The following is an 18029-nucleotide window of genomic DNA, read 5'->3' as shown; positions in this document are numbered from 1 at the left end:
CGACTCTGCCGAACGTCCCGGGCAAGTTCCACCCGACGAGCTATTAGCATGGCTATAGATTTTTCAAGAGTAAGGAACGGTGCGGTACGACACTGCCGGGACGAGCGAAAGACGAACGCAGGCGCCTACTCGAACAGCGACAGCCCGCGGTTGCGCGCCACGTACTCCGCGACGTGCTCGCGGTAGTAGCGTGCGGCGCGCCGCGTGAGCTCCCCGCCTCCGGCGGGGAACACGACCTCCCGGCCATCGCCGAGCCGCAGGCTCGCGACCGGCATGACCTCGCGCGTCGCGCTCGTCAGGAAGCACTCCGTGGCCCGCGCCGCGTCGCGCTCGCCGATCTCGCGCTCGAACGTCGGCAGCCCGCGGGCGCGGCAGGCCTCGTGAACGGCGGCCTTCGTCAGGCCTTTCAGGTTCCGCGCCTTCTGCGAAGGCGTCACGAGCTCGCCGTCGATCACGAAGAAGACGTTGCTGTTCGATGCCTCGGTCACGAGGCCCGCGTCGTTCAGCATCAGGCAATCGTCCGCGCCGAGCGCGCGCGCCTCGATGAGCCCCAGGACGTTGTTGAGGTAGTTGCCGCCCTTGATGTTCGGGTCGAGGGCGCTGCCCGAGTTGCGCCGCGTCTCGGGCACGACGAGGCGGACGCCGCGATCGTAGAGCTCGCGTCTCCACGCCGGCGCCCGGTTCACGATGATCACGCAGGAGGGCGTCAGCGTCTCCGCCGGGAAAAGATCGATCGGGCCGACGCCGCGCGTGACGGTGTAGCGCACATACACGTCGGTGCGCGAGCGCGCGGCGCCGGTGGCGGCGACGACCGTCCGGATACGCCGCGTCATCTCCGCCTTGTCGAGACCGATCTCGAGGCGGATCATCGCGGCCGAGTTCCGGAAGCGCTCCCAGTGCTCGTCGTAGAAGAGCGGCACGCCGTCGTACGTGCGAAACACCTCGTAGACCGAGTCGCCGTAGAGGAAGCCCCTGTCGAGCACCGGAACCTTCGCGTCCTCGGTCGGCGTGACGACGCCGTCGACGCTGGTCATGCTCCGGAAGTGATCGGTCAACCGTCGCCCTCGTACCGGCGCTCGAGCCGCTTGCCGAAGCCGGTCAGGATCTCGTAGCTGATCGTGCCGGCGGCGGCCGCGATCTCGTCGAGGGTCGTTTCCTTGCCGACCAGCTCGACGTAGTCGCCCGGCCCGATCTCGCCGGGCGGCACGGACGAGACGTCGAGGCACGTCAGATCCATCGACACGCGCCCGACGACCGGAAGCCGCCGCCCGTTGAACGATGCCGCGCAGCGGTTGCCGACCGCGCGCGGATAGCCGTCGGCGTAGCCTACTCCGCACACGGCGAGGCGGCACGGTGGGCGGGCCACGTAGGTGGCGCCGTACCCGACGGTCGTCGCCTCGGCGACGTCGCGGACCTGAACGATCCGAGCGCGCAGCGTCACGACCGGCTCGACCGGGCTCGGCCGATCGACGAACGGATTGCCGCCGAACAGGCCGATGCCCGCGCGCACGAGGTCGCCGCGGTGCGCGGGACTGAGAAATACGCCGGCCGAGTTCGCGATCGACGTCCGCGCGGCGGGAAGCTTCGCGCGGAGCGCGTCGAAGCGCCGCAGCTGGTCGGCGTTCAGCGGGTGCTCCGGCTCGTCCGCGCACGCGAGATGAGTCATGACGTACTCGATCACGAGCCCGTCGAGCAGCTCCGGCCGGCGCGCGATCGCGTCGATCTCGGCCGCATCGAGGCCGAGCCGCGACATGCCGGTGTCGACGTGCAGGATCGCGGCAACCCCTCCGGCCGCGCGATAGCGCTCCACTTGCTCGAGCGAGTTCAGGACCGGCGTCAGCGCCGCGTCGAGAAGGAGCTTCTCGTCGCCCGCAGCGACGCCGTCGAGCACGTAGATTCGCACCTGCGGCAGCAGCCGCCGCAGCTCGTCGCCTTCCGCGGCGCTCGCGACGAAAAACCGCCGGCAGCCTTCCCGCGCGAGCCGGCGCGCCACCGGCACGAGACCGAGGCCGTACGCGTCGGCTTTGAGGACCGCTGCGCATTCGGACGGTGCGGCGGCGTCGCGGACCCGGCGGTAGTTCCGCGCGAGCGCGTCGAGGTCGACGATCAGCACGCCCGGCGCGGCCGGAGCCGACGGGCTGAACGAGGGCAGCGGAAACGAGTACGAATACGCCACTACGACGGTCTCCGGCCGCCTGCGGCGATCCGCGCGGCGGACCGGAGAAGCGTCCGGGCCGGCCGATACGGCGTCGAGGCAGACGTGCTCATCGGGCGCAGACTATGGCCCAATCGGGCCGCCGGCGCGGTCGATTCCGTCAATTCGGAGGCAATCCGATGACGAAATATGGCGGGGCCGACGGTGGACGCTTCCGGCGGCCGGTCGTCGGGCGAGGCGGCGCTCATCGTGCGCCGTCCAGCGTCACCTTCACGACCTCGGCGCCGTCGTCGTCGCTCGCGACGCGGTACGCGCCGACGCCTGCCGGCACGAGCGCGCTCTCGCCGCGCGCGAGCGAGCCGAGCAGGCGCCCTTCCTCGTTCAGAACGTCGACGCGACCCGCGATCGCGTGCAGCGTGTGCGCGGCCTCGGCCGGCACGACCGCCGGCGTCCCCGGCGACGGGCACAGGTGCTCGAGCGCGAAGCTCGGGTCCGCGACCGAGCGATAGACGCCGGCGCGATCGAGCACGCGGCGCGCCAGCAGCTCTTCCGGAGCGACGCGCCGCAGGTTCAATCCGGCGATCGCGGTATCGATGTCGATGCGCCGCAGCGGGAAGCGCACGTTGTCCCAGGCCCGGAACGTCGGTCCCGGCCGCCGGATCTCGAGCGCGAGGATCTCGCGGCCTTCGGGATTGCCGAGCGCATGGACCTCGGCCGACGGTACGCCGCCCGGCGCGACGACGCGCGCCGGGCTCGCGTTGTGCACGATCGTGCCGGCCGCGACCGGAATCTCGTTCATGCGGTCGAGCACCCACCAGTAAACGTCCTTCAGCCGCTCGAGGAGCTCGGCCGCCGCGGACCATCCGGCGCCGCCGAGGACATCGCGGAGCTCGTCGGGGAGATCGGCGAGCCCCGCTTCCCGGGCCGCGAGCCACGGCGCGAGTAGCGTCTGCAGCCGCGCCGTGCTCAAGCGCGTGCCGATCGTCTCGAGCAGCCGCTGCTGGCGCGCGCGCCCGGCCCGAAGCTCCTGCTCGAGCCGTTCGGGGTCCACGTCGTCGTTGAAGCCGACGCGAATCGTCGCGCCCGGATCCGCTTCGATCACGACATACACCTCCGTGTGACCGGCCGGATGGCCCTGCACGGACAGCAGTTCCTTGACGTCGAGCGTCTTCGGCAGCAGCGGAAACGCGCCGCCGTGAGCGCGGGCGAGCGCGGGCCCGAGCAGGACGTCGGCATGCCGGCGCAGCAGCGCGGGCAGCGCGAGCTCGGAGCCGTCCTCGAAGCGCAGCCGGCTCGGATACGCGCGCGCCTCCTCGTCCGCGTCGTAGGCCGCGATCTCGAACGCCTCGCCGAGCCCCGAGCCCGTGAGCCGCGCCTGGTCGGGCAGCGGGCAGAGCCCCTTGTAGGCTCGAATGCGCATGCCGCCCCACGGCCGCTCGACGAAGTTCCAGGCGAGCGGCTTCAGCAGACCGGCCGCGACGCGATCGAGCGCACGCTCGTCACCGTCCATGATGGCCTGCGCGATCGTCTTCGGAGCCGCCACTGCGCGAATGTCCCTCGGAGAAGCGCGAGCAGTATGCCACGGATTTTTATGTCAAAACGTGACTGAGTACCAGGTCGCATGTATTCAAAGTCTGTAGGCTCGGCCCCTCGAAGCGGCAACGATCGGACGAAATGGCTAACCCGCGGGAATTAGCCGAGCAGGCTTTCGCCCTCCTTCAGGACGCTCTGCGCGATTCGGAAGCGCGTGCGGCGAAGCTGAACGAGGAGCTTGGCCGCAAGCGCTCCCCGAAGAATCGGCTCGAGGAGCAGGTCGACGTGCTGCGGCATCGCCTCGAGAACGTCGAGGCCGAGCGCGACCGCTTCCAGCGCGAGGTCGGTCAGCTCGAGGAGGTCGTCGCGGCCGAGCGCGCGAAGGTCGAGCAGCTGAAGAAGAAGCTCGAGGTCGCGGAATCCGGGCCCGAGAAGCTCACGAAGAAGGAAGTCAACTTCTGGCGCTCGAAGATCGACGACTTCGATCAATCGAGCCGCGAGTACAAGGCCCGTCTCGCCCAGTTGCGCCACGAGCTGAACGCGCGCGACGAGCTGATCGCGAAGCTGACCGCGGCTGGCGGCGCCGGCGGCACCGACGCGGCCGAGGTCCGGCGCTCGCTCGAGGCCGAAATCGAACGCCTGCGTGAGACGCTGACCGAGCGGGAGAGCCGGATCGCGCAGCTTTCGGCGGAGCTCGAGCGGCTGCGGCTCGACGTTTTCGCTCAGCACGACCGCCGGCGGCAGCTGGAGAACGATCTCGAGGACGGCCGGGCGGCATTACGCCGCCGCGACGAGCAGATCGAGGCGCTCACCGCGCAGAACGCACGCTCCCTGGCCGAAGCGGACGAGCTTCGCGCGACGCTCCGCGAGCGCGACGAGCGGCTCGAGTCGCTCACGTCCGAGGCGTCGCGGCTGCGGGCCGAGGCGGCCGAGGAGCGGCAGCGCTCGACGTCGCTGCAGGAGCGGCACGCGCGGCTGGAATCGGAGGTCGAAGCGTCGCGGCAGGCCGCCGAATCCGTTTCGAGCGACCTGCAAGGCGCGCGTGCGGAGGCCGAGCGGCTGCGCGCCGCGCTGCAAGAGCGCGAAGCCGCGCTCGCGGACGCGGAAGCCTCGCTCGCGAACGCGCTCGCGCGCGCCGAGGAGCTGCAGGCGTCGATCGAGACGCACGGCACCGACGCGGAGCAGCTGCGGGCAGCGCTCGATGCCGCCCGGCGGGAGGCCGAGCAGCTCGCGGAACGGAACCGGGCGCTCGACGCCGATGCGGCGGCGCTTCGCAGCCAGCTCGACGAGGCCGCACGCGAGAAGGACCGCCTCGCGGCCGAGCTCGACGCGCGCCGCGCGGAGCTCGAGGCGGCGGCCGGCGACCGGGAGCGCGACGGCGCGCGCGCGGCCGAGCTCGAAGGGCAGCTGCGCACGGCCGAGGAGCGCGCCGCCGGGCTCGAGCGCGAGCTCGCCGAATCCCGAGAGCGGACCGGAGGGCTCGAGCGCGAGCTGACCGAATTCCGAGAGCGGGCGGAACAGCTCGCGCGCGAGCTTGCTGGATCCCGAGAGCGAGCGGAACACCTCGAGCACGAGCTCGCCGAATCCCGAGAGCGAGCGAAACGCTTCGAACGCGAGCTCGCCGAATCCGGAGCGCGGGCGGAACGCTTCGAGCGCGAGCTCGAGGAAGTCCGAGCGCGCGCCGAGTCGGCCGAGCAAGAAGCCGGCGGCGCCAATGCGCGCGCCGCCGAGCTCGAGCAGGCGCTCCGGGAGGCGCGCGAGCAGGCGGCCAGCCTCGAGGAGTCCCTCCAAGCGGCGGTCGATCAGATCGGCGGGCTCGAGCAGGAGCTTCGCGAGGAGAAGGAGTGCACCGATAACCTGAGCGAGGTGGCGAACGAGCGGCGCGAGATCATCACGAAGCTCGAGGATCGCCTCGCGGAGGCCGAGGAGCGCTACGAGGAAGCGAAGTGGCGCCTCGGCAAGGCGCAGCACTTCGAGCGGCTCGTGAAGCGCCGCAAGCGGCTGATCGCCGCGCTGATCGAGCGCATCCGTGCGAAGCACAAGGCGAACACGGCGCTGAAGGCCGGCCTCGACGGCCTGCGCACTTACAAGGCCGCGGCCGAAGCGAAGCAGCACGAGCTCCTCGCGCGCATCGACCGGCTGCAGGCGAAGATCAAGGAGCAGGAGGAAACGCTCGCGCGACATCACGGCGCGACGCACGCGAAGGAGCAGCTCGTCGAGTCGGCCGCGCGCATCGCGGAGCTCGAGAAACGGGCGAAGGATCAGGTCGAGATCATCCAGGCCCTCGAGGACGAGCTGAAGACCGCGAAGGCGCTGAACCAGGCACGGACCGACCGCAGCGCCGAGCTCGATGAGCTGCGGCGCGAGCTCGACGCGAAGAACGAGCTGATCGCGCGGCTCGAGAAGGACTCCGACGAGCAGCAGCGCAAGCTGACGAAGCTGCGAAGCTCGGAGACCGAGACGCAGCGCCTGAAGGGCATCTCCGATAAGCAAAAGGCGCACATCGACGCGCTCGAGCGGGAGGTCGCCGCGCTCCGCGAAGCCGTGGCGCGCCAGGCCAACGGAGCGGACCCGAAGGGCGGCGCCGCGAAGCGGCCGCCGGATGCGGAGCAGACCGCGCGCCTACGGAATCGGATCAAGGAGCACGAAACGACGATCGCGAAGCTCACCGAATCGGTCGAAGCGTGGAAGCGCAAGTACGAATTTCTCGCGGCCGAAGCACCGGACGCGTACAAGACGGCCGCGGAGAAATGAGGCTCGGGGACGATGCCTTCCGTGGCAGCGCACCTGGGTTGGCCGCCGCTCGCTGACGGGTCGATCGACCTCGCGGCGCTCGGCGCCGCGTATCTCGCGGTCATCGCGAATGTGATCATCGCGGCCGGCGCGTTCGCGGCCGCCCGCCGATTCCTCGTCGTCAGCCCGAACAAGGGTGCGAAGGACTATGCGCTCTACGCCTGCGCGGTCCTGACGGTAATGCTCGCGGCCACCGTCCTCGAGAACGAGGTGCAGCCGCCGGGGGCCGCCGCCCTGCCCTACGCGGGCGTGCCGCAGCTGCTCGCGCTCCTCGCGCTGCATGCGGCGGCGTACCGCAGAACGGGCCCGGCCAGCGTCACGCTCGCCGCCTCCGGCGCGGCCGGGGCGATCGGCAGCGTCGCGATCGCCGCGGCGGCGAGCGACGCAATCCGCGCGGCGCACTGGGCGGCGGCGCTCGCGCTCGCCCTCCTCCTGTGGCTCCTCGCACGGCGGTCGGTGTCGACGAAGCGCGCGTACGTCCGCTCCGCGTCGATCTACGTGGAATCGAAAGAAGCCGCGCCCGCGCCGAGCGCGGCGCCTTCCGGGCTCGGATGGCGGCACATCGCGGCGCTTGCGGCATCCACGGCCGTGCTCGCGGTGTTGAACCGCGGTCTTCGCGTCGGCGCGCTCGGCGACGTCCGCCTCGTCGCCGCGGCCGCCGACGCGCTGCTCCTCCTCGGGGCCACGGCCGCCGTCTGCGCGATCCCGGCCGCCGCTTACTGGCTCGTGAAGCGCGCTTGGCTGCCGGAGCTGACGCGTTTCGTCTGGCTCGTGTGGCTCGTCGTCGGCTTCACGTTTACGTACGGCAGCTATCTCGAGCGGCTGTGAGCCCGAGGGCCTAAGGCCCGGCCGCGAACGCCGTCAATCGGCGCACGAGATGCGGCTCGAGATCGCGGCGCACGCGCTCGGGGTCGTTCACGTCGCAAAGATCGGCGATCTGCGTGACCTCGAGATCGGCATAGCCGCAGGGGTGGATGCGCCGAAACGGCGACAAGTCCATCGCAACGTTCAACGCGAGCCCGTGGTACGAGCAGTAGCGCCTCAGCCGCAAGCCGATGGCCGCGAGCTTCCGCCCGCCCACGTACACGCCCGGCGCGTCCCGCCGCGGCTGCGCGTCGATTCCGTACGCGGCGACCGTGTCGACGACCGCTGATTCGAGCGCCTGCACGAGCGTGCGAACGTTGAGATTCAGGCGGCGGATGTCGGCAAGGACGTAGGCCACGACCTGCCCCGGCCCGTGGTACGTGACCTGGCCGCCGCGATCGATCTGCACGACCGGGACGTCGCCCGGCGCGATCAAATGCGACCGGTCGGCGTTCAAGCCGAGCGTGAAGACCGGCGGGTGCTCGACGAACCAGATCTCGTCGCGTGTCTCGGCGCTCCGCGCTTCCGTGAACGCGCGCATCTCCGCCCAGACCGGCTCGAGCGGCCGGCGGCCGAGATCGCGGACGACGAATTCCGCCCGCGAGCGGGGGGTCGGGTCGGCGGCGGGCGGCGCGGCGCTCACAGCACCATCAGGATGTCGTCGTTCGAGGTCAGCTCGCGGTAGAGCGCGTCGACCTGCGCGCGGCTGTCCGCGTGCACGACGATCGTGAGGCTCGCGTAGCTTTCGCGACGGCTCAGCTGCTCGGAAACATCCGTCGCATCGAGCGATCCGAAGTGGCGCTCGACGATCGAGATCGTGGTGCGGCGAAACGCGGGGACGTTGCGGCCGAACACCTTGATCGGCAGCCGGCACGGAAATTTCAGCAGGGATTCGGAGTCACTCATCGTCCTCGAGCCGCATCAGGAGAGCGTGCTTCACCCGCGTCCACAACCCGCCCACGGAGACCGCGTCGAGCACGACGAGCGGCGCCGTCAGCAGCGGCTCGCCGTCCAGCGAGACGCTGACCTCGCCGATCTCGACGTTCGACTGGACGGGCGCGACGAGCGCGGCGGGCAGCTGCATCACGGCGGAGAGCGCGCCGTAGGCACCCCGCGGGATCGTCACGTAAACGTCCTGCGTGAGCCCGACCGCGGCGCTGTCCGCAACACCCTTCCAGACCCTCGCCGCGCCGATGGGTTCCCCTTTCGCGAACAGCTTGTACGTCTCGAAGGCCGAGAACCCGTAGTCGAGCAGCGACTGCGCGGCCGAGCGCCGCGCGCGGCTCGAATCCGCGCCGAGCACCACGGCCACGAGGCGCCTGCCCTCGCGGGCGGCCGTGACGACGATGCAGTACCCGGCGCGGCTCGTATAGCCCGTCTTCAGCCCGTCCACGCTCGGGTCCCGCCGAAGCAGCCGGTTGCGGTTGTACTGCCGGATGCCGTTGTACGTGAACTCCCGCTCGGCGTAGAGCGAGTGGTACTCCGGAAAGTCGTCGACGAGGGCGCGCGCGAGCACGGCCAGGTCCCGGGCCGTGGTCAAGTGCCCGGCGGCGGGCAGGCCGGTCGCGTTGCGGAACGTCGTCGACGCCATGCCGAGCGCGGCCGCGCGCTCGTTCATCATCGCGACGAACGCCTCCTCGGAGCCGGCCACGTGCTCGGCGAGCGCGACGGCCGCGTCGTTGCCGGACTGCACGATGAGCCCGTGCAGCAGGTCCGCGACCGCGACCTCGGTGCCGACCTCGATGAACATCCGCGACCCGCCGGTCCGCCAGGCCTTCTCGCTGACGAGCACCCGATCGTCCGGCGCAATGCGGCCGTTGCGGAGCGCGTCGAAGACGACGTAGGCGGTCATCAGCTTGGTCAGGCTCGCGGGCGGCAGCGGACGGTCCGCGTTCGCTTCGGCGAGGACGCTCCCGGTGACGTGATCGACGAGCAGATACGCCTCGGCCGGAACGGACGGCGGAGACGCGACGCCGCTCGCGTTCGCGTGGCCCGCGGCCGCGAGCGCCGCCGCGAGCACCCAGCAACACATCGCATAGGTTTTGCGAGCCGCTCTCACGCCCCGAGCCGCGCGCTCAGGGTCCGACGACGAGCCGGGTATCTGCGACGCCGACGCGACGCAGCCCCTCGGTGACGCGGTCGTATTCCGCGACGGTCGTGAACGGCCCGAGGCGCACGCGATGAAGCCGGTCGTCCGATCCCGACACGACGAACACCTTGTCGAAGCCGCTGTCGCGAAGCCGCTCGACGAGCTGCGCGGCGTTGTCCCGCTGCGAGAACGCGCCGACCTGGATGAAGAGAGCGCCCGAGCCGCGCTCCTCGCGTGCGGGCGACGCCGCGTGCGCCTCGCTGATCAGCGAGAGGGCCGCGCGCCTTTCGCGACGGGACCGCCGCCCGCGGGCCTCGGCGACGATCGGCGCGGCCCCGAGCGCGCGCACTTCGACCCGCGCGGTGCCGGCGCGTACCATGTCGAGCGCCTCCGCGGCCGCATAGGACAAGTCGATGATGCGATCGTCGACGAACGGGCCGCGATCGTTGACCTTGACGATGACGCGCCGGCCGTTGTCGAGGTTAGTCACCTCGACCCAGGTGGGCAGCGGCAGCGTCTTGTGCGCCGCCGTCATCGCGTTCATGTCGTACCGCTCGCCGCTCGACGTCCGATGCCGGTGGAACTTGCGCCCGTACCATGACGCGATGCCCCGCTCGACGAAGCCGTCGCTCGACTCGAGCACGTAGTAGCGCTTGCCGAGCACCTCGTAGAACGGCGGGTTGCCGAGCGCGCTTCGCGGCGGGTTGATCGGGTCCGGCGCGCGCGCGGACGCCCGCTCCGGCCGCGACGCGCAGCCCCACTGGAGCAGCGCGAGCAGGACACACATCAGGGCCGCGCAGCGGCGCACGCGAAGGCCCATCGTCAGCCGCTTCCGGCCGAGGCGGTACGATGCGCGTCGAGGATCGCGCGGCTCAACTCGTGCGCGGCGAGCGCGTACTTGGCGCTGCGGTTGTACCGCGTGATCACGCGAAAGTTGTGGTACCCGGCCCAATACTCGAGCGCCTCCGCGCCGCCCTCGAGCGCGAGAATCGTCGCCGGCATGTCCTCCGCCCGCTCGGCCGGCAGCGCGTAGCCGAGACGCCTCAACGCGCCCACCGTGTAGTCGAGCTCGAGGCCGTTCGCCGGAGAATGCCCGGACCAGGCGTCGGTCAGGGTGACGCGGTCGGCGACCGGCCCGGACTCCCGCCAGCCGTGCGCCTTGAAGTAGTTCGCGACGCTCGCGAGGATGTCGTCCCAATCGCCCCACAGATCGCGCCGGCCGTCGCCGTCGGCGTCGACCGCATAGGCGCGGAAGCTCGACGGGATGAACTGCCCGGCGCCCATCGCGCCGGCATAGGAGCCGACCGCGTCGAAGAACTCCGCACCTTCGTCACGCGCGAGCAGAAAGAAGGACTCGAGCTCCGACGCGAAGAAATCCGCGCGCGGCGGATACGCGAACGCGAGGGTCGCGAGCGCATCGAGCACGCGGTAGCTGCCCATGCGGCGACCGAAGTAGGTCTCGACGCCGACGATCGCGACGAGGATCTCCGGCGCGACGCCGTAGCTTTCGCTCGCGCGAGCGATCTCGGCCGCGTGCGCCTGCCAGAACTCGGCACCCGCGGCGATCCGCTCCGGCGTGAGAAAAATTTCCCGGTACTCGTACCACGGCACGACGCGCTCCGCCGGCCGCGCAATGGTCTCGAGGATCTTCTCGTTGATCTCGACGCCGGCGAGCGCGCTCTCGACTTCGTCGGCCGCGAATCCGTGGCGCGACACCATGCGCTCGACGAACGCCGCCTTGGCATGCTCGACCGCGTCGGGATCCGCGTCGGCAGAAGCCGAACCGGCAACCAGCCCGACGAGAAGAGCGAGGAGCAGGCTGCTGCGCGACGCGTTCCGGATCGTCATGCCGGTAGCAACTTCCTGTGGCCGTTGATCGCCGCGAGGATACCGAAACCGGCCATCAGGGTCACCATCGACGTGCCGCCGGCGCTGACGAGCGGCAACGGCACACCGACGACGGGAAGCAGCCCCGAGACCATTCCCGCGTTGACGAACACGTAGACGAAGAACGTGAGACTGAGCGTTCCCGCGAGCAGGCGCGTGAAAGTGTCCTGAGCCTGCGCGGCGATGTACAGGCCGCGCCCGATCAGCACGAGGTAGAGGCCGAGCAGCAACAGCAGGCCGAGCAGGCCGAACTCCTCGGCCAGGACGGCGAAGATGAAGTCGGTGGACCGCTCCGGCAGGAACTCGAGGTGGGCCTGCGTGCCGTTCAGCCATCCCTTGCCGAAGAGATGCCCCGAGCCGATCGCGATCTTCGACTGAATGATGTTGTACCCGGCGCCGAGCGGATCGGACTCGGGATTCAGAAACGTGAGCACGCGCGCGCGCTGATAATCGAGCATCGACATCCACAGCAGCGGTGCGAGTCCGAGGCACAGCGCGACTGCGAACGCGATCAGCCGCACGCTGATGCCGGCGAGGAGCACCGTGAGGCCGCCGGCGGCGATGACGAGCAGCGCCGTGCCGAGGTCCGGCTGCTCCGCGATCAGCACGGACGGCACGGCGACGATCAGCAGGAGCACGAGCAGCTGCGGAAACGTCGGCGGCAACGTGCGGTCGTGCATGAACCACGCGACCATCATCGGGGCGGCGAGCTTCATCAGCTCGGACGGCTGAAAGCGCATGATGCCGATGTCGAGCCAGCGCTGTGCGCCCTGGCTGATCTCGCCTTCGACGGCCACCGCGAGCAGCAAGCCGAGCACGCCGCAGTAGAGCCACGGCGCCCACAGGCGAAGATATCGCGGCGGGAGCTGCGCCAACACGAAGAACGCGGCGAAGCCGGCCGCCGCGCGCACGCCCTGGCGGGCGACGCGCCCGAGATCCTCACCGACGGCGCTGTACAGGACGACGAGACCGATCGCCGTGACGGCGAGCAGTGTCAACAGCAGCGGCAGATCGACGACCAGCCTCCCGAGCAGCGGCCGGCCGAGCGTCTTGCGGGTCTTCGCCCCCCATTCAAGGCTGGCGAGCGACATAGTCCCCGATCTCGGCGGCGGGCCGGGCCGCGAAGTAGGCGTCGAGCATCTTGCGCGCGACCGGCGCGGCCGCGCTGCTTCCGCCGCCGCCGTTCTCGACGACGACGGCGACAGCGATCTCCGGCGCTTCGGCCGGCGCATAGGCGATGAACAGACCGTGGTCGCGCAGGCGCTCGTCGATCTCCTCCGGGTCGTAGTCCTCTTCCTGCTCGAGGGTGAAGACCTGCGCGGTGCCCGTCTTGCCGGCCACGACGTACTCGGTGCCGAGCATCGCGGTGCGCCCCGAGCCGCGTGGTTCCGTCGTCACGCCGACCATCGCCTGATGGATCGTCTCCCAGTGCTCGGGCGCAATCTCGACCGGAGGCAGCGCCTCGGGCTCGAGCCGGTGCATCTCGCCGTCGACCGGATCCTGCGTAGCGATCAAGAGCCGCGGCCGGAAGCGCCGGCCCCGGGCCGCGAGCACGGCCGTGGCGTTCGCGAGCTGCAGCGGCGTCACGAGCGTGTACCCCTGGCCGATCCCGGTGATCACCGTCTCGCCCGGAAACCAGACCTGATCTTCCGGTCTGCTGAACGCGTTGCGCTTCCACTCGCGCGACGGCACGACGCCGCCGACCTCGCCCGCGATGTCGATGCCGGTCGGCGCGCCGAAGCCGAACCCGGCGAGCGCCGCGGCCATCCGATCGATGCCGAGCTCGACCGCGAGCTGGTAGTAGTAGACGTCGCAGGACTGGACGATCGCATCGTGAAGGTCGACGGTTCCGTGCCCCTGAGGCCGCCAGTCGCGATAGCGATGGCTGTGCCCGGGAAGCGTGTAGAAGCCCGGACAATAGACGGTGCCGTGCGCAAGCTCGGTCTCGTGGTGCAAGCCTGCGAGGCCGATGAACGGCTTGATCGTCGAGCCGGGCGGATAGCGTCCTGCGAGCGCGCGGTTGAAGAGCGGCTTGTCGGGATCGGTGTTCAGCGCGGCGAAGTCCGAGCGGCTCAAGCCGCCGGAGAGGCGGTTCGGATCGAAGCTCGGCGCGCTGACGAGCGCGAGCACGTCGCCGTTCGCCGGGTCGATCGCGACGGCGGCGCCGCGCAGCCCGGCGAAAGCCTGCTGCGTCGCGAGCTGCAGCCGCATGTCGAGCGACAGCACGACGTTGCGGCCGGGCACCGGCCACTTCGTCTCGAGCCCGGCGATGCCGCCGTCGCCGGTGGCCGAAGCCGGGTCGTACAGCACGCGGCCTTGAGCGTTCACGACCTGCTGGCGATAGCCGACCTGCCCGTGCAGCACGTCCTCGTAGCTGCGCTCGATCCCGCTCTTGCCGATTTGCGACGTGGCCGCATAGTTGCTCCGGTCGATGCGCTCGAGATCATAGGTGCTGATGCTGCCGACGTAGCCGACGGCGTGGGCGCTCGCCGGGCCGAACGGGTAGTAGCGGATCAGCCCCTCCTGGATGTCGATGCCGGAAAAGCGGTGCCTGCGGACCGCGAACCGCGCCGCTTCGGTCTCCGTCAGATCCCGCAGCTTCACGCGCTCGAATGCGCGGTGCGAGCGGATCAGGTCGACGAGCACCGTATGCTCGCTCGGGTCTATCAGATCGAGCGACTCGAGGTCGCGCAGCACGGCGTCGAGGTCGTCGATCTGCTCGGGAATCGCCACGAGCTGCCAGATCGGCACGTTCTCCGCGATGATCAGCCCGTTGCGGTCGAAGACGAGCCCGCGCGTCGGCGGCAGCGGCTCGATTCGCAAGCGGTTGTCCTGCGACAGCTCGCTGAAGCGCTGATAGTCGACGATCTGCAATTGCACGAGCCGCGCGACGAGCACGCCGGTCAGCACGACGACGACGACGGCCGCGCCGATCACGCGCGACAAAAAGAGCCGCTGCTCGCGCCAGTGGTCCTTCAGCGTCTGCGAGCGTTTCGCCATCGGCAGTCAGAGCCTCGCGGGCGCGTGCTCGCGCCCATGGTCGAACGCGGACCAGACGAGCAGCCACAGCAGCGTGCCGGACAGGACCGGCTGCCATCGCTCGCCGATCGGCACCGTGCGTCCGGCGACGCCGTCCGCCCAGAACAGCACGAACTCGTAGAGCGCGAGCACCACGGCGACCGCGATCGTGCATTGCGACAACGGGAACGCGCGCAGGCGCAGGCGGAAGCGCCGCACCAGGTACACGACCGTGACGAGCGCGAGCGCGTGCTGGCCGAGAAGCGCCCCGGTGAGCGCGTCGAGCCCGAGGCCGATCACGAATGCCGCCAACAGGCCGAACGCGGGCGGCGACGCGAGCGACCAGTAGATTAAGGTGACCGGAATCCAATCCGGCTTGAACGCCGCGGCCGACGGCGGCAGAGGCAGGGCCGTGAGGAGCAGCGCGAGGAACAACGTGAGCCCCGGGGCGAGCCTCATCGCGGCGCCGCCTCCGCAAGGCTCGCTGCGGCACTCCGGTCCGCCGTCGGGTCGGAAAGCTCGTCGTCGTCCCCCGTCCAGACGAGCAGCACCTCGCTGTCGCGGTCGAGCGCGGCCGCAGGCTCGGCGATGACCTCCGCGAACGACTGGCCGGGACGCATGTGCACTTCGACGACGCGGCCGACCGGATAGCCCGCCGGGAAGACGCCGCCGAGGCCGGACGAGAGCAGCAGATCCCCGATCTGGATATCGGCGCTGTTCGTCAGATACGGCAAGCGCAGCCGGCCGCTGTCGCCGGTGCCGACCGCGATCGTGCGCAAGCCGTTGCGATTCACGATGACCGGGACGGCATGGTCGGCGTCGGTGATCAGCACCGCTTCCGACGTCAACGGACCGACTTCGACGATCTGACCGACGACACCGTTCGCGTCGAGCAGCGCCTGCCCGACATACGCGCCGTCGATTTCGCCGCGGTTCACATTGAACCGTTGACGGTACGGATCGAGATCGACGGCGAGAATCTCCGCGACGAGCACGCGGTCCGTGACCCGTGCCGTGGAATCGAGCAGCTCTCTGAGACGCGCGTTCTCGGCCTCGAGCGCGTCGAGCCGCTGCAGCCGCGCGTTCGCGAGCAGCAGCTCGCGCTCGAGGCTGGCGTTCTCCTCGAGCAGCGCGCTCCGCTCGGCGAGTGTGACGCGCGCCCATCGCCATGCGCTGAACGGCGCGTCGACGAGCAGCCGCACCGGGTAGAGCGCGAGCGACAGCGCCTGGCGGACCGGCGTGAGGTGCTCCTCGCGGTGATCCACGACCATCAGCGCGCAGCTCGCGAGCGCGAGCAGGAGAAAGCGGGCCCCGAGCGGGGCGCCCCCGCGGCCGAGACCGTCCGTTGCTGTGCTTGGAGCGCCCATGCCCACCCCGCGGCGCGCAGCCTCCCCTTAGGACCCCCGAGCTCGAGGCGGCAGTTGTTCGCTAACGAGATCGCCCGAGACCGAGTGCCCTGCAAGGCCCGAGCCTACTCCACCGAAAAGGCCGCAGGCCCGTACTCGTCCAACAGCTCGAGAACGCGACCGCCGCCCCGCGCGACGCAGGTCAACGGGTCGTCTGCGACGACCACCGGCAAGCCGGTTTCTTCGGTCAGCAGCTTGTCGATGTCCGTAAGCAGCGCGCCGCCCCCGGTCAGCACGATCCCGCGCTCGGCAACGTCTGCGCCGAGCTCGGGCGGCGTCTGTTCCAGGGCGACTTTGACGGCTCCGACGATGCCTTGCAAGGGCTCCTGTAACGCTTCGAGGATTTCGTTGCTGTTTAACGTAAACGCGCGCGGAACCCCCTCGGAAAGGTTCCGGCCCTTGACTGAGATCTCCTTCACATCTTGGCCCGGATAGGCCGATCCGATCTCGTGCTTGATCCGCTCGGCGGTCGCCTCCCCGATCAGGATCCCGTAGTTCCGGCGGACATAGTTCGTGATGGCCTCGTCGAACCGGTCGCCGCCGATCCGGACCGACGCCGCATAGACGATCCCGTTCAGCGAGATGACGGCGACCTCCGACGTGCCGCCCCCGATGTCGAGCACCATCGAGCCGCGGGCCTCGTGCACGGGCATCCCGGCGCCCATCGCCGCCGCCATCGGCTCTTCGACGAGATAGACCTTCCGGGCGCCGGCACCTTCGGCGGATTCGCGGATCGCGCGCCGCTCGACCTGGGTGGAGCCGTAGGGCACGCAGACCAGCACGCGCGGGCTCGGCCGAAAGTAGCGCGACCCGTGCGCCTTCTTGATGAAGTACTGGAGCATCTTCTCGGTGACGCTGAAGTCGGCGATCACGCCGTCCTTCAAGGGCCGGATCGCCGTGATGTGACCCGGCGTGCGACCGAGCATGTTCTTCGCTTCGGTGCCGACCGCCTCGAGGACTTTGCCGCCGCGCCCCGGCTCCTCGCGGATCGCGACGACGGAAGGCTCGTTCAGGACGATGCCGCGGCCTCGGACGTAAATCAGAGTGTTCGCGGTGCCCAAGTCGATGGATAAATCGTTCGAGAAATACCCGAGAAAGCTCTTCAACATTGGGCGCCAAAGCCGCGGAAAAATAAATGCGGCGACTTTAGCAACGGGTAGGACAATCGGCAAGCGAAGTGTATTCTAATGAGACTTCGGTCACCGGTCGGTTCTTTCCATGCTCGACGAGCAAGACATCGCGAAGCTCTGTGAGCTCGCGCGACTCGAGATCACGAGCGACGAGATCGCGGACGTGTCGGCGAAGCTTTCCGACATCGTCGAGATGGTCGGGCAGCTACAGGCCGTGCCCACCGACGGGGTCGTCCCGATGGCGCATCCCCTCGACCGGCCGCAGCGGCTGCGAGACGATGTCGTCACCGAGACCGATCGGCGCGAGCTCTACCAGCGCAACGCGCCGGCCGTCGAGCGGGGGCTGTATCTCGTGCCGAAAGTCATCGACTGACCGCCCAAATAAGGTGTCAGACACCTTTTTTCCCGCGAAAATGGTGTCCGACACCTTTGTCTAACTCTCCACCGATGCACGAACTCACGCTGGCTCAGCTCTCCGAGGCATTACGCGCGCGCCGCATGTCGGCCGTGGAGGTCGCGCGGCATTACCTCGCGCGCATCGCGCGCTTCGACGACGCGCTGAACGCGTTCATCACCGTCACCGAGGAGGAGGCGCTCGCGGAGGCCGAGGCGGCCGATCGGCGGCTCGCGGACGGCTCCGCGGGGCCGCTGACCGGCATCCCGATCGCGCACAAGGACATCTTCTGCACGGCGGGCGTGAAGACGTCGTGCGGCTCGCGGATGCTCGACAATTTCGTGTCTCCGTACGACGCGACGGTCGTCGAGCGGCTGAACGACGCGGGCGCCGTGACGCTCGGCAAGACGAACATGGACGAGTTCGCGATGGGCTCGTCGAACGAGACGAGCTTCTACGGGCCGGTGCGCAACCCGTGGGATCCTGCACTGGTGCCAGGCGGCTCGTCGGGCGGCTCGGCTGCCGCGGTCGCCGCGCGCATCGCACCGGCGGCCACCGGCACCGACACCGGCGGCTCGATCCGCCAACCGGCCGCGCTGTCGGGCATCACGGGCCTCAAGCCGACCTACGGCCGCGTGTCGCGCTACGGCCTCGTGGCGTACGCCTCGTCGCTCGACCAGGCCGGGCCGGTCGCGAGTAAGCCCCAGGGATAGCGACGCAACGTACGTACTGACGCCGCTATCGAGGGCGACGCTGAACA

Annotated in this window: 16 protein-coding genes and 1 pseudogene; 4 read left to right on the top strand and 13 right to left on the bottom strand. The window is 69.9% G+C overall.

Features of this window, described 5'->3' with window-relative positions; all coding sequences use genetic code 11:
- Positions 1 to 125 precede the first annotated feature (125 nt).
- From VF329_12250 to VF329_12240, 3 genes are all read right to left on the bottom strand, one after another.
- The gene (locus VF329_12250) at positions 126 to 1034 is read right to left on the bottom strand and encodes an aminotransferase class IV (protein HEX7081776.1); all 909 of its coding nucleotides are present in this window, start codon (positions 1032 to 1034) and stop codon (positions 126 to 128) included.
- Positions 1035 to 1051: 17 nt separating this feature from the next.
- A complete protein-coding gene (gene alr, locus VF329_12245; GenBank protein ID HEX7081775.1) occupies positions 1052 to 2176 on the bottom strand; it encodes an alanine racemase in 1125 nt (374 codons plus the stop codon).
- Between the two features lie 223 nt (positions 2177 to 2399).
- A complete protein-coding gene (locus VF329_12240; GenBank protein ID HEX7081774.1) occupies positions 2400 to 3698 on the bottom strand; it encodes a hypothetical protein in 1299 nt (432 codons plus the stop codon).
- A 131-nt stretch (positions 3699 to 3829) separates the two neighbouring features.
- Between VF329_12240 and VF329_12235 the strand changes: the two genes are divergently transcribed.
- Together VF329_12235 and VF329_12230 are read left to right on the top strand one after the other, a co-directional pair.
- Positions 3830 to 6442: a hypothetical protein gene (locus VF329_12235; protein ID HEX7081773.1), complete on the top strand. Its 2613-nt coding sequence runs from the start codon at positions 3830 to 3832 to the stop codon at positions 6440 to 6442.
- 21 nt (positions 6443 to 6463) lie between these two features.
- On the top strand, positions 6464 to 7309 hold the full coding sequence (locus VF329_12230; protein HEX7081772.1) for a hypothetical protein: 846 nt from the start codon (positions 6464 to 6466) through the stop codon (positions 7307 to 7309).
- Positions 7310 to 7319: 10 nt separating this feature from the next.
- On the opposite strand, the gene lipB is transcribed toward VF329_12230, so the two are convergent.
- The 10 genes from lipB to VF329_12180 all read right to left on the bottom strand — a co-directional run bounded on the left by lipB (position 7320) and on the right by VF329_12180 (position 16854).
- Complete coding sequence (gene lipB, locus VF329_12225) at positions 7320 to 7988, bottom strand: lipoyl(octanoyl) transferase LipB (protein ID HEX7081771.1); 669 nt, start codon at positions 7986 to 7988, stop codon at positions 7320 to 7322.
- On the bottom strand, positions 7985 to 8251 hold the full coding sequence (locus VF329_12220; GenBank protein ID HEX7081770.1) for a DUF493 domain-containing protein: 267 nt from the start codon (positions 8249 to 8251) through the stop codon (positions 7985 to 7987). Before VF329_12220 ends, lipB begins: the two co-directional genes overlap by 4 nt.
- Positions 8244 to 9377: a D-alanyl-D-alanine carboxypeptidase family protein gene (locus tag VF329_12215; GenBank protein ID HEX7081769.1), complete on the bottom strand. Its 1134-nt coding sequence runs from the start codon at positions 9375 to 9377 to the stop codon at positions 8244 to 8246. Before VF329_12215 ends, VF329_12220 begins: the two co-directional genes overlap by 8 nt.
- 43 nt (positions 9378 to 9420) lie before the next feature.
- The gene (locus VF329_12210; GenBank protein ID HEX7081768.1) at positions 9421 to 10254 is read right to left on the bottom strand and encodes a septal ring lytic transglycosylase RlpA family protein; all 834 of its coding nucleotides are present in this window, start codon (positions 10252 to 10254) and stop codon (positions 9421 to 9423) included.
- A 2-nt stretch (positions 10255 to 10256) separates the two neighbouring features.
- Positions 10257 to 11282, bottom strand: coding sequence for a lytic murein transglycosylase B (mltB, locus tag VF329_12205; GenBank protein HEX7081767.1), 1026 nt, complete (start codon positions 11280 to 11282; stop codon positions 10257 to 10259).
- Entirely contained in the window at positions 11279 to 12412 is a 1134-nt protein-coding gene (gene rodA, locus VF329_12200) for a rod shape-determining protein RodA (GenBank protein HEX7081766.1), read from the bottom strand. Before rodA ends, mltB begins: the two co-directional genes overlap by 4 nt.
- Positions 12393 to 14321 (bottom strand): penicillin-binding protein 2, encoded by a 1929-nt coding sequence (gene mrdA, locus VF329_12195; protein ID HEX7081765.1) that lies wholly within the window; start codon positions 14319 to 14321, stop codon positions 12393 to 12395. Before mrdA ends, rodA begins: the two co-directional genes overlap by 20 nt.
- A gap of 6 nt (positions 14322 to 14327) precedes the next feature.
- Entirely contained in the window at positions 14328 to 14798 is a 471-nt protein-coding gene (gene mreD / locus VF329_12190; GenBank protein HEX7081764.1) for a rod shape-determining protein MreD, read from the bottom strand.
- Complete coding sequence (gene mreC / locus VF329_12185; GenBank protein ID HEX7081763.1) at positions 14795 to 15706, bottom strand: rod shape-determining protein MreC; 912 nt, start codon at positions 15704 to 15706, stop codon at positions 14795 to 14797. The genes mreD and mreC overlap by 4 nt, the downstream gene beginning before the upstream one ends.
- 104 nt (positions 15707 to 15810) lie before the next feature.
- Positions 15811 to 16854 carry a rod shape-determining protein gene (locus VF329_12180; protein ID HEX7081762.1) on the bottom strand — a complete coding sequence of 348 codons (1044 nt, stop codon included), beginning with the start codon at positions 16852 to 16854 and terminating at the stop codon, positions 15811 to 15813.
- Positions 16855 to 16963: 109 nt separating this feature from the next.
- On the opposite strand from VF329_12180, the gene gatC reads away from it, so the two are divergent.
- Positions 16964 to 17248 (top strand): Asp-tRNA(Asn)/Glu-tRNA(Gln) amidotransferase subunit GatC, encoded by a 285-nt coding sequence (gatC, locus tag VF329_12175; protein HEX7081761.1) that lies wholly within the window; start codon positions 16964 to 16966, stop codon positions 17246 to 17248.
- A gap of 74 nt (positions 17249 to 17322) precedes the next feature.
- Positions 17323 to 17964, top strand: a pseudogene (locus VF329_12170) (amidase).
- Positions 17965 to 18029: the final 65 nt, after the last annotated feature.

The sequence above is a fragment of the Gammaproteobacteria bacterium genome (assembly GCA_036381015.1).
Classification (GTDB): Bacteria; Pseudomonadota; Gammaproteobacteria; order Steroidobacterales; family Rariloculaceae; genus ZC4RG20.
This window is presented reverse-complemented; position numbering and strand designations above follow the sequence as displayed.